General features: G+C 44.2%; 15 protein-coding genes. 3 read left to right on the top strand and 12 right to left on the bottom strand.

Going from position 1 to position 14,806, the window contains the following annotated elements; translation table 11 throughout:
• Nucleotides 1–90 precede the first annotated feature (90 nt).
• Together tlpB (DIC78_RS15565) and tlpB (DIC78_RS15560) are read right to left on the bottom strand one after the other, a co-directional pair.
• Nucleotides 91–2,079 (bottom strand): methyl-accepting chemotaxis protein, encoded by a 1,989-nt coding sequence (gene tlpB, locus DIC78_RS15565; protein WP_127696541.1) that lies wholly within the window; start codon nt 2,077–2,079, stop codon nt 91–93.
• 174 nt (nt 2,080–2,253) lie between these two features.
• A complete protein-coding gene (tlpB, locus tag DIC78_RS15560) occupies nt 2,254–4,242 on the bottom strand; it encodes a HAMP domain-containing methyl-accepting chemotaxis protein (RefSeq protein WP_127696540.1) in 1,989 nt (662 codons plus the stop codon).
• Nucleotides 4,243–4,396: 154 nt separating this feature from the next.
• On the opposite strand from tlpB (DIC78_RS15560), the gene DIC78_RS15555 reads away from it, so the two are divergent.
• Entirely contained in the window at nt 4,397–5,134 is a 738-nt protein-coding gene (locus DIC78_RS15555; protein WP_106019463.1) for a protein-glutamine gamma-glutamyltransferase, read from the top strand.
• A 12-nt stretch (nt 5,135–5,146) separates the two neighbouring features.
• On the opposite strand, the gene DIC78_RS15550 is transcribed toward DIC78_RS15555, so the two are convergent.
• The 7 genes from DIC78_RS15550 to DIC78_RS15515 all read right to left on the bottom strand — a co-directional run bounded on the left by DIC78_RS15550 (nt 5,147) and on the right by DIC78_RS15515 (nt 11,155).
• The gene (locus DIC78_RS15550; protein WP_024122638.1) at nt 5,147–5,401 is read right to left on the bottom strand and encodes a hypothetical protein; all 255 of its coding nucleotides are present in this window, start codon (nt 5,399–5,401) and stop codon (nt 5,147–5,149) included.
• A 24-nt stretch (nt 5,402–5,425) separates the two neighbouring features.
• Nucleotides 5,426–6,457, bottom strand: a complete 1,032-nt coding sequence (locus DIC78_RS15545) for a nitronate monooxygenase (RefSeq protein ID WP_106019464.1) — start codon at nt 6,455–6,457, stop codon at nt 5,426–5,428.
• Nucleotides 6,458–6,471: 14 nt separating this feature from the next.
• Nucleotides 6,472–6,870: a secondary thiamine-phosphate synthase enzyme YjbQ gene (locus tag DIC78_RS15540; RefSeq protein ID WP_127696539.1), complete on the bottom strand. Its 399-nt coding sequence runs from the start codon at nt 6,868–6,870 to the stop codon at nt 6,472–6,474.
• A gap of 116 nt (nt 6,871–6,986) precedes the next feature.
• The gene (locus DIC78_RS15530) at nt 6,987–8,651 is read right to left on the bottom strand and encodes a glycoside hydrolase family 13 protein (RefSeq protein ID WP_127696537.1); all 1,665 of its coding nucleotides are present in this window, start codon (nt 8,649–8,651) and stop codon (nt 6,987–6,989) included.
• A 185-nt stretch (nt 8,652–8,836) separates the two neighbouring features.
• Nucleotides 8,837–10,126, bottom strand: coding sequence for a hemolysin family protein (locus tag DIC78_RS15525; RefSeq protein WP_024122642.1), 1,290 nt, complete (start codon nt 10,124–10,126; stop codon nt 8,837–8,839).
• 43 nt (nt 10,127–10,169) lie between these two features.
• On the bottom strand, nt 10,170–10,847 hold the full coding sequence (locus tag DIC78_RS15520) for a zinc metallopeptidase (RefSeq protein WP_024122643.1): 678 nt from the start codon (nt 10,845–10,847) through the stop codon (nt 10,170–10,172).
• A gap of 44 nt (nt 10,848–10,891) precedes the next feature.
• Nucleotides 10,892–11,155, bottom strand: a complete 264-nt coding sequence (locus DIC78_RS15515; RefSeq protein ID WP_059335356.1) for a YuzI family membrane protein — start codon at nt 11,153–11,155, stop codon at nt 10,892–10,894.
• 132 nt (nt 11,156–11,287) lie between these two features.
• Between DIC78_RS15515 and DIC78_RS15510 the strand changes: the two genes are divergently transcribed.
• Together DIC78_RS15510 and DIC78_RS15505 are read left to right on the top strand one after the other, a co-directional pair.
• Nucleotides 11,288–11,542: a protein mistic gene (locus DIC78_RS15510; RefSeq protein ID WP_024122645.1), complete on the top strand. Its 255-nt coding sequence runs from the start codon at nt 11,288–11,290 to the stop codon at nt 11,540–11,542.
• Entirely contained in the window at nt 11,539–12,525 is a 987-nt protein-coding gene (locus DIC78_RS15505; protein WP_024122646.1) for a potassium channel family protein, read from the top strand. The genes DIC78_RS15510 and DIC78_RS15505 overlap by 4 nt, the downstream gene beginning before the upstream one ends.
• Here the strand turns inward: DIC78_RS15505 and DIC78_RS15500 are convergent.
• Genes DIC78_RS15500 through DIC78_RS15490 form a run of 3 tightly spaced genes read right to left on the bottom strand, consistent with a single transcriptional unit; the run spans nt 12,522 to nt 14,769 of the window.
• Nucleotides 12,522–12,926: a YugN-like family protein gene (locus DIC78_RS15500; RefSeq protein WP_024122647.1), complete on the bottom strand. Its 405-nt coding sequence runs from the start codon at nt 12,924–12,926 to the stop codon at nt 12,522–12,524. The two genes, DIC78_RS15505 and DIC78_RS15500, sit on opposite strands and share 4 nt — an antisense overlap.
• Before the next feature lie 60 nt (nt 12,927–12,986).
• The gene (locus DIC78_RS15495; RefSeq protein WP_101864235.1) at nt 12,987–13,358 is read right to left on the bottom strand and encodes a hypothetical protein; all 372 of its coding nucleotides are present in this window, start codon (nt 13,356–13,358) and stop codon (nt 12,987–12,989) included.
• A 58-nt stretch (nt 13,359–13,416) separates the two neighbouring features.
• Nucleotides 13,417–14,769, bottom strand: a complete 1,353-nt coding sequence (locus tag DIC78_RS15490) for a glucose-6-phosphate isomerase (protein ID WP_101864150.1) — start codon at nt 14,767–14,769, stop codon at nt 13,417–13,419.
• Between the last annotated feature and the right edge of the window lie 37 nt (nt 14,770–14,806).

Raw genomic sequence — 14,806 nt, 5'->3', positions numbered from 1 at the left:
CGGCTGAAAATGGGTAAATATATACATTAAAAAAGAAGAAATTCAAGAAAAATAACTAAATCCCTATTTAAAATTAGTTATTTAGACCTATTAATCATCCAATTTAAATCGTTTTGTCAAATCTCGCAGCTCTTCGGACATTTTTTCAAGCGTCTGCGCCGATGAGCTGATTTCTTCCATGGAGGCAAGCTGTTCCTCGGCTGAAGCGGCGATATCTTGAATGCCGTCTGAACTTTCTTTAGAAATAGCGGCGATATCTATAGAAGCAGCGGAAATTTCCTGAGACCCTGCCGACAGCTGTTCAACCGTTGCATTCATGTTTTGCAATTCTGCGGCAATTTGATTCGTCATTTTTGATATATGTTTAAAGCTTTGTTTTGTTTCGTCTGTCATGACCAGACCTGTTTCCACTTCTTTATTTACGGATTGAAGCACGTTTAATGATGTATGAATTTCTTTTACGATTTCACTGATCAGCGATTCAATTTCCTTTGCTGAATCTGCCGACTGTACCGCAAGTTTTCTCACTTCTTCAGCGACCACAGAAAAGCCTCGTCCGTACTCGCCTGCTCTGGCCGCTTCAATGGCGGCATTTAATGCTAAAAGATTGGTTTGATCTGCGATGCCGTTGATAACACGTAAAATATTTGTGATATCCTTTGATTTGATTTCCAGGCCTTTGACCACTTGCTCCGCTTCTTTCACAGAATGATCAATCGTATTCATTTGGCCGGCTGTTCTCTGAACGAGTGTTTCCCCTGCGCTTGACACTTCGGTGGAGTCTGCAGAGGTTTCTGTAATGACTGCCGCCGCCCGGGCCAGCTCAGCAAGTCCGTCGTTCATTTCGTTAATTTGTTCTGTTGTCGTCTCGATTCGGTCGCTCTGGTTTTCGCTTCCGTTTGAAAATTGTTCGATCGCCATTGTAATGTGTTCAGTGGCCTTGCTTGTCTGATCTGCGGAAGCTGTCAGCTCTTCTGACGATGAGGCGACATGTTCTACAGATTCTTTAATGCCGTAGATCAGCGAGCGGAGAGAGTGCGCCATATTGTTGAAGCTTTGGCTCAGAACCCCGAGTTCGTCTTTTGATTTGATTTCTATCGTTTCTGTTAAATCGCCTTTGCTGATTTTTTCAGCTGACGCAACGATGCGTTTCAAAGGCCTTGTAATCGACCGGATGACAAAATAAATCGCCGTTATTCCGGCTGCAATGGCAATGGCAAGAACAACTGATGCCATAACAAGAACCCTGCTTGCGGCATCATGGATCTCGTCGGCATACATCGTGCCGCTGATTTTCCAGCCTGTTGTTTCGCTTGTGGCGAACGCCATTTTCTTCTTCTTTCCTTTGTGCGTATATTCAAAGTCGCCGCTTTTGTCTTTGTAAAGTTTGTCTATCCACTCCCCTTCTAACTGCGTACCCGCTTTTTCACCGGAGTAGGCAATGACTTCTTTATTTTGGCTGAGGATAAAGGCATAGCCTTCTTTGCCAATACTGATTTCTTTTGCTGTTGCCACAAGGTCATCGATTTTCATATCCATGGCGACAACGCCTGATCCATCCTTTGTCTGGCGCGCAATGGTGACAACCATTTTTCCTGATGAAATGGATTCGTAAGGTTCGGTCACAATTGTCTTTCCTTTATTATCCATGGCTTCTGTGTACCAGTCACGTTCTAAAGCATTAAAGTCACTCGGCATGTCTGCGTGCGGATAGCGTGTGAATGTCCCGTCTTTGCTGCTTGAAAACACCGCAGCGACATTGTCATTCATTTGAATAAATTGTTTAAATTCTTGTTTGATCTCCGTTTTTTTCTTGTCTTTCAACTTGTCTGCTGTCGCCCAATCGCTGAAAAACGCGAGGCTTTTTTCAGTCGTTTTGATTTTGCCATCAATAATGTTATCTAATATTTGAACGTTTTCCTTTGCGCTTTGTGTCATCTGTATGTCAAGAGATGCAACAGCTGATTGATAAGCGCTTACCGATAGTGCCGTAATCGGGACAATTAAGATCAGCAGGAAAGAAATAATGAGTCTCCTGGCAATTGATGATCTGCGAATGGTGGTGAGTGTTTTTTTCATTCCTCTTGAACCTTCTTTCAATAATTTACAAATTATATCGGCTGATATTCCTTTATCTTACATTGAAAATGAAGGAAAAAATGAAAAATAGTTCAAAACTCACCGATTTAGACAGGTCTTTTTTATTATTTCTTATACAGAAAAACAGCGCTTCATAAGCGCTGTTTTTTGCTCTTATTCAATTTTAAATTTCTTTGTCAGATCACGGAGCTCTTCTGCCATCTGCGCCAGGGTCGTGGCTGATGAACTGATTTCTTCCATAGAAGCAAGCTGCTCCTCGGCCGATGCAGCAATGTCTTGAATGCTTGCCGAGCTTTCTCTTGAAACATCGGCAATTCCGCTCACCGCTGCCGATACATGCTCTGAACGGCCTGACAGCTGTTCTACGGTTGTATTCATCGTCTGCAATTTGTCTGCAATCTCATTTGTCATGCTGAAAATACTTTGAAAGCTTTCCTTTGTATTGTCTGTGACAACTAGCCCTGATTGCACTTCTTGATTAACGGCTTTAAACATGTGAAGAGAAGTTTCGATTTCTGCAACGATTTCCTGGATCAGATTTTCGATTTCTTTAGATGAATCTGCAGATTGAACGGCCAGTTTACGCACTTCCTCCGCTACAACAGAGAAGCCTCGTCCAGATTCCCCGGCCCGCGCCGCTTCAATGGCTGCATTTAATGCCAGCAGGTTTGTTTGATCAGCAATCCCATTGATGACTCGTAAAATACTCGTGATATCTTTTGATTTTTCTTCTAACCCTTTCACCACTGCTTCAGCCTGCTGAACCGACTCATTAATTGAATTCATCTGCCCGACTGTCTGCTGGACAAACTTCTCGCCTGTACCCGCGATTTCCGTTGATTGGATAGACGCTTTCGTAATGTCTGATGATGTTTGTGAGACTTGCTGGAGCCCTTCATTCATCATGTTCAGCTGATGAGAGCTGGACTCCACTTTTTCGCTCTGCTCTTCGTTTCCGTTTGAGAACTGCTCAATTGCCATTGTAATATGCTCCGTCGCCTTGCTCGTTTGCCCGGCGGATGCAGTCAGCTGTTCGGATGATGCGGCAACATTATTAACCGAGTCTTGAATGGCGCTGATAAGCGAACGCAAGGATTGTCCCATTTCATTGAAGCTTTCGCCAAGCTCGCCCAGTTCATCTTTCGAACGGATCTCGATGGTTTCTGTCAGATCTCCGCTGCTGATCATTTTTGATGATTGAACCAGACGTTTTAACGGTTTTGTGATCGAACCAACGATAAACAGGATTAACATCCCGCCTGCCAGTATTGAAGCAATCAGCACGATCATGCCTGTTGTCAGGACAGATTTTGAGGATTCCTTGATTTCACTCATATACATGGTGCCGGCAATTTTCCAGCCAGTCAGTTGATTTGTCGTATATGTCATCTTTTTATCTTCATGATTCAGGGTGTACTGCAGCTCGCCGCTGTCCTTGTCATACATTTTGGCAACCCAGTCGCCAGACAGCTTTTCACCAGCCTTATGGTTTTGATGGGCAACATATGTTTTGTTTTTCGTCGCGATGAAAGCATAGCCCTCTTTTCCGACTTTAATTTGTTTCAACTGTTCTAACAGTTTATCAATTGTGATATCCATGGCGACGACGCCTGAACCATCCTTCAATTCCTGAGCAATGGTAATGACCATGCTTCCGTCGCTGGCTGCCACATAAGGATCGGTCACTACGATTTCACCGCCGGCCTTCATTGCATCCTGGTACCAAGAACGTTTTCTCGGATCGTAGCCATCCGGCAATTTTTCTTTCGGTGCCTGTACATATGTGCCGTTTTCTGCCCCTCCGTAAATTCTGGCTACGTCTTGGTTAATGGAAACATATTGCGAAAACTTGGCCTTAACCTCTTCCTGTTTGGATTTTCCTTTAAACGCGGAGCTTTTCAGTGATTTACTGAAAAAGCTGATGCCTTTCGCTTTTGCTCCTATATCATTTGTAACGGTTGTATTAAATGAATCGACACTATTTTTCGCATTTCCCATGATCTCCTGATCCAGTTTTCCGCTTGCTGAGCGATAAGAACTGAATTCCAATATAAGAATCGGAATAATTAAAATCACAACAAATGAAATAATTAGTTTTCTAGAAATAGACGGTTTTGTCAGCCAATTGATAAAAGTCTTCATATCCAGCTTCTCCTTCAGGTTTGATACAGTATATATCGGCTGCTTTAAAAAGTTTTTAAAATAGAAGAAGTTTCCTTTTCAACATTTCTCTGTCTTTTTAGCTTTCATTGCACAAGCCTTGTGCATAGTTTATAAAAAACAAGGGGGGCTTCAGATGATTATTGTATCCGGGCAATGGCTCCGTCCCCAAGACATTGAAAACTGGCAAATAGACAAAAACCTGAATCCGCTGCTAAAAGAAATGATTGCTACACCCGTTCAGTTTGATTATCATTCGATCGCTGAACTGATGTTTGAGCTTCATTTGCGCATGAACATTGTTGAATCGGCAAAAGCGCTGCATAAAAGCGGGGCGAAGTTCGCCACCTTTGTAAAAACATACGGGAATACAGCGTATTGGCGGGTTTCACCGGAAGGGGCTCTGGAGCTTAAGTATAAAATGCCGCCTTCAAAGGCGATTCGGGATATTGCAGAAAACGGCCCGTTTTATGCGTTTGAATGCGCGACGGCAATCGTTGTGATTTATTACTTAGCATTGCTTAAAACCATCGGAGAAGAAAAATTCGACGCAGCCTTTGACAGAATTATTTTATATGACTGGCATTATGAGAAATTGCCGATATATACGGAAACGGGACATCACTTTTTCCTTGGAGACTGTTTGTATTTTAAAAATCCTGAATTTGATCCGCAGAAAGCGCAGTGGAGAGGCGAAAATGTGATTTTATTAGAAAAGGACAAATATTTTGCTCACGGCCTGGGAATTTTAAACGCTCAGCAAATTATTGATAAGCTGAATTCTTTCAGACGAAAAGGAGCCGTACAGTCAGCTTATCTCCTTTCACAAGCGACCAGGCTTGATATTCCGTCACTCTATCCCATCACCCGCTAAAAACCCCACCGTCTATTTTGGGGACGATGGGGTTTCAAATGCTTTTCGTTTTCGATAGAAAGGGGCTGTGCCGACATACTGGTTCGCAGCCCATTCCATTTTTTCAAGGTCATTTCTCGTCACGATGGGATCTTGGCTGCTCCACTTGATAAACCGGACAAAATAATACCCTTTGATGGGAGCCATTGTAACTTTTGAATGAGGCCAGTCTTCAAATACAAACTCAATTTTCCCTTTCTTTTTATAAGAATATTGAAGAATGTTCATCGTCTGTCACCTCTGTTAGTTACGTTACGATTGGCAAAGCTCAGCTATCAGCGTTTTCACGTCAGAGGGCCCATTGAGCAATCCGACTGATTGCCCCGCCCACAGAGACATGTGACCGGAATCTTTGGCTGCGGCGGCATGTTTTCTCATTGGTTTTGTTAACGTGTTTTGCAATGGATAAGGAAGTGTATTTGCCTCTTCAGCTTGTTGCTCTTTCATCCATTGGTTGACTATACCCCTTGCAGGCTTCCCCGAAAACAATGCGGTAAGGCGCGTGTCTGTTCCATGCGCTTCTTTTAATTCCTGTCTGTACGTTTCAGAGGCTTTGCTTTCCTCACACATAAGAAATGGGGTCCCGACCTGTACACCTTGCGCTCCGAGACAGTGAGCCGCTTGGACGCCGCGGCGGTCTGCAATTCCGCCTGCCGCAATCACGGGTACTGAAACAGCGTCTGCAGCTTGGGGGACCAGTGACATTAAGCCAATAGAAGACTCTCCGCTGACCGGCAGAAAAGAACCGCGGTGGCCGCCTGCTTCACTGCCTTGCAGCACGATGATATCCATTCCGCGCTCTTCCAGCAGGACGGCTTCTTGCGGCGAAGTAGCCGTTCCGATAAGACAGCAGCCATTTTTCTTTAATAAATGAATGCTTTCATCAGGCGGAATGCCGAACGTAAATGAACAGGCTCTTACATTGTATGTAAGAATCAGATTTATTTTTTTATGAAAATCCTCCCACTCTTCCTCCTCTAAAGGAAAAGCAGCCGCCTGTTCCGCAAACGGAATGTTTTGTTTCCATGTGTGAACCCTTTTATCGTCCGGTGCCTTCCTTTTTTCCGGCACAAACACATTTACCTGAAAAGCGCTGCTGGTCAATTCCTGCATCTCGATGATTTGTTTTTCAAGCGTAGCTGGACTGAGATATCCGGAAGCGAGACTTCCGAGCGCGCCTTCATTCGACACAGCGGCTGCCAGTCGGGGTGTGACCAGGCCGCCTGCCATCGGCGCCTGAATGACAGGCTTTGATAATGATAGTGCTTTCATCCATTGAGTCATAGAAGCACCTCCTGTTATTCCATGATTTTGATATGGCAAGTTCGATGACGCGGACCATCAAATTCGCAGAAATAAATACCTTGCCACGTCCCGAGAATGAGACGCCCGTTTTCAATGATGACATGCTGTGAAGCGCCTACCGTACTGGACTTCATATGTGCAGCTGTATTGCCTTCCATATGGCGGTCCAGCTCATGGTCCCATGGATACATCTCATCAAATCTTCGGAGCATATCTCTTTTCACATCGGGATCGGCATTTTCATTAATTGTAATGCCCGCCGTCGTATGCGGACAGTAAATCAGCGCTGCCCCGCTTGCCACTCCTGTTTCTTGAAGAAACGCTTCCACCTCGTGAGTGATTTCAACCATTTCACCTCTTTTGTTTGTTTTGATTTGCAGAGTTTTCAGCATTTGTTTCTCCTTTCACTTCCCCTTCTCTTTGCATATTCGTTCTGTGTTCTTTTTTTCCTGTTAAACCAGGCTCATAAACCTGAAGAAAACAAAAACTCCAGCTTGTTTCTGGAGTTTTATTGCCATAGATATACTCTGGCTTCATAAGGTTTTAACAGCAGTGATGTCGTATGCTTGTGCGGTTCTGTTTCCATATTCGACAATAGGAGTTTGTCAGAAAATAACGGCAATGCGGGATATCTGCAGAACGCCGGCGCACCCGTCAGATTTGCCGCAATTAGCGCAGTTTGGCTCTCGTTTTTGCGAAGGTATGCAAAGATTTGCTGATCTTCCGGCAAAATCAGCTCGTATTGGCCATAAATAAATACATCATATGTTTGGCGGAGTTTGATCAAGCTTTTATAAAAGTGATAGACAGATGTGTTATCGTTTATTTGCGCCTCGGCGTTCAGCCATGTGTAATTGTCATTAACCCCAATCCATGGCTTGGCATCGGAAAACCCAGCGTGAGGAGATGCATTCCATTGCATTGGTGTTCGAGAATTGTCTCTTCCCTTTTTCCAGACAATCTTCATCACTTCCTCGTGAGAAGCGCCTTTTGCGGTCTCTATGTCATACAGCCGCTTCATCGCGACATCATCATAATCCTCAATCGAAGGAAACGCCACATTGGTCATGCCGATTTCCTGTCCTTGATAAATAAACGGCGTGCCTTTCATCAGAAAATAAACAACGGCGAGTGCTTTTGCACTTTCCTTTAAGGAATTCCCCTCGTTTCCCCATACAGAAACAGAACGGGGCTGATCATGGTTTTCCATAAACAAAGCATTCCAGCCGATTCCCTCCAAACTGTTCTGCCACTCTGTTAAAATCCGTTTGAATGCAACGATATCGATGCTTTCATTTATCTCTATATCCCACAGGCCGAGATGTTCAAATTGAAAAATCATGCTGAAAATGCCGGATTCCTCCCCCGCCCACTCAGCCGCCTCCTTTGCCGCGACACCGTTTGCCTCTCCGACCGTCATGATCGGGTAGCGGGAAAATGTGTTTTCCTTCAGCTCTGTTAAAAAATCCAATATGCCCTCAGCATTCATATGATAAGGAAAAGAAGGAACATAGGACAGCCCTTTCGGATTCGGCAGATCAGGCAGCCCTTCTTTTTTCTTAATATGAGAAATGGCATCCACCCGAAATCCGTCTATGCCTTTATCGAGCCACCAATTGACCATGTCATAAACGGCGTTTCTTACCTCTTGATTTTCCCAGTTCAGGTCTGGCTGCTTTTTATCAAAAAGGTGGAGATAATACTGGCTTGTCTGCTGATCATACTGCCAAGCCGATCCTCCGAAAATGCTTTCCCAATTGTTTGGCTCTTTTCCGTCTTTCCCGTCCTTCCAAATATACCAGTCGCGTTTTTGGGATTGTAAAGATGCACGTGATTCAATGAACCATGGATGTTCATCACTTGTATGATTCACGACAAGATCCATAATGAGCTTCATGCCAAGCTCATGAATATCATGAAGCAGCTGATCGAAATCTGCCATTGTGCCGAAATCGCTCAATATGTTTTTGTAATCTCTTATATCATAGCCGTTATCCGCATTGGGTGAGTCGTACAAAGGACAAATCCAAATCACATCGGCACCAAGTTCTTTTATGTACGGAAGCTTGGACCTGATTCCTTGAATATCCCCGATTCCATCGCTGTTTGAATCCTTGAAGCTGCGGGGATAAATTTGGTAGACCACCGCTTCCTTCCACCAAGCCTTTTTCATACAGCCACTCCTTCCTGCGTGTGCGGTTTTTATATCTTATGTAGAAAAAAGCCTTTGAAGCATTCATTTTTTCAGAAAAAAAGCCTCTTGCCGATGACAAGAGACTGATCAATTTTTCAGAAGCCTTTGGTCCTGATTTTCTTTGAGCTCAAAAAACAGCCGCGATCCAGCCCGGCTGTTTTTGATTAAAACTCTGTTTTTTTGATTTCGACAAATCGAATGTGATGGTCTTCAGCGTCGAGGATTTTAAACTCGCAGCCCTCCGCCTGTATCACATCTCCTGCTTCCAGCTCCATTTTTTGCGTCAGAAGCCAGCCTGCAATCGTATCAATTTCTTCATTCTCAATGGCAATGTCGAGCAGGTCGTTCACTTCATCTATTAGCGCTTTGCCATCCATCACATAATGGTGCTCGCCTTTTTTCAAAATATGCGGCGTTTCATCCTGATCATATTCATCACGGATTTCCCCGACAATTTCTTCGATAATATCCTCGACAGTGACAAGCCCCGCCGTTCCCCCGTATTCATCTACGAGAATCGCCATATGAATCCGTTCCTTCTGCATGCGGATTAAAAGCTGCTGGACAGGAATGCTTTCAATGACCCTGATGACAGGTCTCATAATTTGCTTCAGCTTAATCGGCTGGCCGAGAAAATACGCTTTAAACATATCTTTGCTGTTGATAATCCCTAAAATATGATCCTTATCTTCTTTGATGACAGGATACCGTGTATACCGTTCGTTAATGATGAGATGAATCGCTTCTTCAAGCGACTGCTCCAGAGAGATGACAGCGATTTCTGTTCGCGGAATCATAATTTCTCTCGCCACGCGGTTGTCGAATTCAAAAATCTTATTCACATAGCGAAATTCAGACTGGTTGATTTCCCCTTTTTCATAGCTTTCTGACAGGATCAGCCTCAGTTCCTCCTCGCTGATGACAACCTCATGCTCCTTGACTGAATGAAAGCCAAACAATTTCACAAGAAAACTTGCAGAGCCGTTCAATGCTTTGATAAACGGATATGTGATTTTATAAAACCAGATCAGCGGCTTTGCAATCCATAAACTGACAGCTTCAGCCTTTTGAATGGAAACCGTTTTCGGCGCAAGCTCACCCATTACCACATGCAAAAAAGTGACGATGATAAATGCAATTACAAATGTGACAATGTGGTTAAACGGTTCCGGTATGCCTGCCGCTGTAAATAAGGGATGAAGAATGCGTTCAAATGTCGGTTCACCAAGCCATCCAAGGCCGAGGGCTGTAATTGTAATCCCGAGCTGGCAGGCTGATAAATACTCGTCAAGATTGGAGATGATTTTATGTGCGGCAAGCGCCCGGCTGTCTCCGCTTTCGATGAGCTGATTGATTTTTGAACCTCTGATTTTGACGATTGCAAATTCGGCTGCAACGAAAACAGCCGTAATGCCAATCAAAACAAAAATGGCGATCAATTGTAATATAAGCAAAAAAAGCCCTTACCATAAATGGTAAGGGGCCACCTCCTTAACGTTAATTCTCATTACGACCGTTTAAGAAGATCATCACAAAGCGAAGAAGTTCAAACAGGGAAACCAGGGCGGCGGCCACATACGTTAAGGCGGCGGCGCTCAGCACTTTATTTACCCCATTCTCTTCATTGTTCCGGATGAATCCTTCTGACACAATAATTTGCTTCGCGCGTGAACTTGCATTGAATTCGACAGGCAGTGTGATCAGCTGGAAAAAGACAGCGGCTGAAAACAGAATGATGCCAAGCCCGATCAAATTCAGGCTGCCGAGAAGCATGCCTCCTAAGAAAAGCAAAGGAGCTACACCGGATGCAAAATTCACGACTGGGAAGATTTTATGTCTCAGCACAAGCGCACCATATGACTCCTGATGCTGCAAGGCATGTCCGACTTCATGGGAAGCTACGGAGATGGCGGAAATTGAGCGGCCATAATAGACCGGCTCAGATAAACGCACCACCCGTCTTGTCGGGTCGTAATGGTCTGTTAAAGCGCCTCTTACCGGTTCGACCGGCACGTCGTAAAGACCGTTTATATCTAGAATCCGTCTTGCCGTTTCTGCCCCTGTTCGACCGCTTGAGGCTTCCACTTTTGAATATTTTTCAAAGTTGCTCTTTACTTTAAATTGTGCCCAAAACGACAATCCCAATGCGGCTATTGTTAAAAATATAAACAGCATGTTTCATCATCCTTTTTTAAAGATCGTATGTTTCTTTATTACGATTATTTTAATGAGTTTTCTTTCTCGTGTACAGAAAAGCGCTTCTTCTTCCGTCTAGGCGCACACATTCCGATAAGCAAAAGGAACAAGCCAGCCGAAAACAAATAAAAAGAAAAGCCTCCAATCAGCTCTTTCAAAAAATGATGCCATGAGAAGCTATCGGAGAAGTGATTATACGAATTCAAGTCGAAAATAAACAAAATCACTGCGGATGCCGCAAGCTGGGTACCGATCAAAACCACGACGGTTCTTTGAATGATCGTCATCTGTTCCATCCTTTTTTCACCTATTTGTTTTAGTTTATGGAGAAATCCGGTTTTATATGTTTTGTTCATTTTTTGAAAAACAATGCCGGAAGTGGGACATACTGTTATAAAAAGAGCACGGGTGTGATGAACATGAAAGTGACGAGCGAGGAAAAGGAACAGCTGAGTACAGCGATTGACCGGATGAATGAAGGGCTGGACGTATTTATCCAGTTTTATAATGAATCCGAAATCGACGAACCTCTCATTCAGCTTGAAGACGATACAGCTGATCTCATGAAGCAGGCCCGCGACCTGTACGGTCAGGAAAAGCTAAATGAGAAGCTGAATACGATTATTAAACAGATTTTATCTATTTCATTATCTGAAGAAGGGGAAAAAGAATGAAGTCAAACCGGATCTTTATTTCTTGGCTGAGATGGCCGTTATTTATCCGAATCGGGCTGATCATTCTTTTTCTGATTCTTTTGTTCGGACAAATCATTTATTTACTTGAGCCCGAGCAGTTTACTTCCGTCTTCGAAGGTATTTGGTGGGCCGTGGTTACCATCTCAACAGTGGGCTACGGAGACTATGTGCCGCACACGCCGCTTGGTCAAGCAGCCGGAATGCTGCTGATATTCATCGGCGCAAGCTTTGTCACTGCTTACTTTGCCACCTTATCCGCTGCCGCTTTCAGTAAACAGCACCGCTACATAGAGGGAAAGGTCGCTTACAAAGGACGGGGCCATGTGATTATTATCGGCTGGAATGAAAAATCAAATCGCCTTTTGAGAGAGCTTCAGCTGGCGGCGCCCTCCAAGACAGTCGTTCTGATTGATGAATCGTTAAAAGAAGGGCCGCTCATTGAAAATGTCCATTTCATACGCGGACACGCCGCTGATGATGAAACGCTGAAACGAGCCAATATTACTGAGGCGGACACAGTTATGGTCACTGCCGACCAATATAAAAGTGAAGCGGAAGCGGATATGCTGTCGGTGCTGATTCTGTTATCAGTCAAAGGATTGAATCCGCTGGCATACTGTATTGTCGAAATTCTGACAGACCGCTTTGTCACCAATGCAGAACGGGCGGGCGCTAATAAAATTATCGGGACGTCTCAGCTCTTAAGCCGCGTGATGCTGGAACATTACCGGGTCAAATTGCAGCTGTCTAAACCGCAAAGCTTAATCGAGCTGACACTCGATAAAAAAGTGAGGCTGATTTCGGTTCCTTCTGAACTGCATGGTGCCGCTTATAAAACATGCGTCCTCTATTTTCTTGATCACAACACCACTATTATCGGCATACAAAAAGAGGAAGGGCCTATGATTACCCCTCCTCTTTCATATAAAGTGCTTGAAACGGATCAATTCCTTGCGCTTTAACCCAACAAAACATCCTCCAGCTCTTTGACAAGGGAGGCGCCGATATCCAAATACGCCGGATCAATCTCTGCGTCCCGTCTCTCGGGCTCAGAAAATTGATTAAACAGCGATTGAAACGGCCCTCCTTCAGCATGATCATCAAGGCCTGCCTGGAACACCTGCCTCAGCATAAACGGAGTTCCGATACGGACAGCTGCCCCGCGTTCATCCAGACTGCCTTGTATGGCATTGACGGGAATTCTTAAAAATAAATATCCGTCTCTATCATCAATTTTATAATCAAAATAGCCGTGGTCGTACTCCCAGCCGCCGTTTATCACATAACCGAGCGGCTTCATGACTTGTTCCAGCTCTTGAAGCAAGAAAGGCTGTCCATCTATCGCGGAAGGTATCGTAATCATCAAACTGCCCCTTTTTTCGTTTATCCTGTCCCGCAGAACAAGACTTCATTCAGAGGCTTATTACATGGAAACCGTTTTTTCCTTTGCACGGCCAACCGAAAAGAAAGCGCATTCAATTAAGAAGTAAACAGTCATCGCTGCAGCAATCCCCGCCGCAGATTCCCATGAAACATATACAACAGCTGTATAGAGTCCTAACTTTGTTAAAAGGGTGTGAGATCGCTTCAATTTCAGAAAATGGTGCACCGCATCGGTAAAAATGGCAAGCGGCAGCCCGATCAGAAGAAAGGTGTGGATAAAAAAGTGTGAGAGTGTGCCGCCAAGGTTGGAAGAAAACTCTGTATTCACGGCATCAAAGGATATGAGAATAACTAAAACAGCTGCAGAAAAACCCGCAATGATGAGATGTTTGACCACTTGTTTCATGAACATCAGCACCTTTCTGATTTTATAAAAAGCCGACCGGCAAATGCCAGTCAGCTTTCGTACATTAATCTTCGAGACGTTTTTCAAGCTCAGCTTTTTTCTCTTCAAAGCCAGGTTTGCCAAGCAATGCAAACATATTGACTTTATATGCTTCTACTCCAGGCTGGTCAAAAGGATTGACGCCGAGGAGATAACCGCTCATCGCGCAGGCTTTTTCAAAGAAATAAACAAGATATCCAAAAGTATATGCATTCAGCTCAGGAATGTTGACGATTAGGTTCGGAACATTTCCGTCTGTATGAGCCAGCATTGTACCTTGGAATGCTTTTTTGTTAACGAAGTCTACAGTTTTTCCGGCTAAATAGTTTAAGCCGTCAAGATCGTTATCGGCTTCTTCGATTGTCAGCTCGTGTTTAGGTTTTTCGACATTCAGCACCGTTTCGAACAAGTCTCTGCGGCCTTCCTGTACGTACTGTCCTAATGAGTGAAGATCTGTTGAATAGTTGGCAGAAGAAGGATAAATGCCCTTCTCGTCTTTGCCTTCACTTTCGCCGAACAGCTGCTTCCACCACTCCGCAAAATATTGAAGCGCCGGCTCATAGTTGATAAGCATTTCAATCGTTTTGCCTTTATTGTAAAGCACATTGCGAACGACCGCATACTGGTATGCAGGGTTTTCTTCCAATTCTGATGTGGCAAAATCCTTGCTCGCATCAAATGCGCCTTTCATCATGTCGTCAATGTTGACGCCGCTGACAGCAATCGGCAGGAGACCAACGGCTGTTAAGACAGAATAACGGCCGCCGACATCATCAGGAATGACAAATGATTCGAAGCCTTCTTCGTTAGAAAGTGTTTTTAACGCGCCGCGCTCTTTATCAGTTGTCGCGTAAATCCGCGCTTTCGCTTCTTCCTTGCCGTATTTCTCTTCAAGAAGCTTGCGGAAAATACGGAAAGCGATTGCAGGTTCAGTTGTTGTACCTGATTTAGAGATGACGTTAATGGAGAAGTCAACATCTTCGAGAAGATCCATGACATCTCTCATATAAGATGAACTGATGTTGTTTCCGATGAAAATGACTTGCGGATTGCCTCGTTTTGCTTTCGGCAGTGTATTGTAAAACGCGTGATTAAGCGCTTCAATCGCTGCCCGCGCGCCGAGGTAAGAACCTCCGATACCGACAACAAGCAATACATCAGAGTCAGATTTGATTTTTTCCGCGCTTTTTTTAATGCGCGCAAATTCTTCTTTATCATAATGTTCAGGGAGGTCCACCCAGCCTAGAAAATCGCTGCCCGCGCCTGTTTTTTCATGAATATTATGGTGTGCTGTTTTTACAAAGTCGCGCAAATATGTAAGTTCATGTTCGTTGAAGAAAGTCAACGCTTTTGAGTAGTCAAAGCGTACATGCGTCATTGCTTGTCCCTCCATAACGGTATAATGTTTTCATCTT

It is taken from the genome of Bacillus halotolerans (assembly GCF_004006435.1).
Taxonomy (GTDB): Bacteria; Bacillota; Bacilli; order Bacillales; family Bacillaceae; genus Bacillus; species Bacillus halotolerans.
This window is presented reverse-complemented; position numbering and strand designations above follow the sequence as displayed.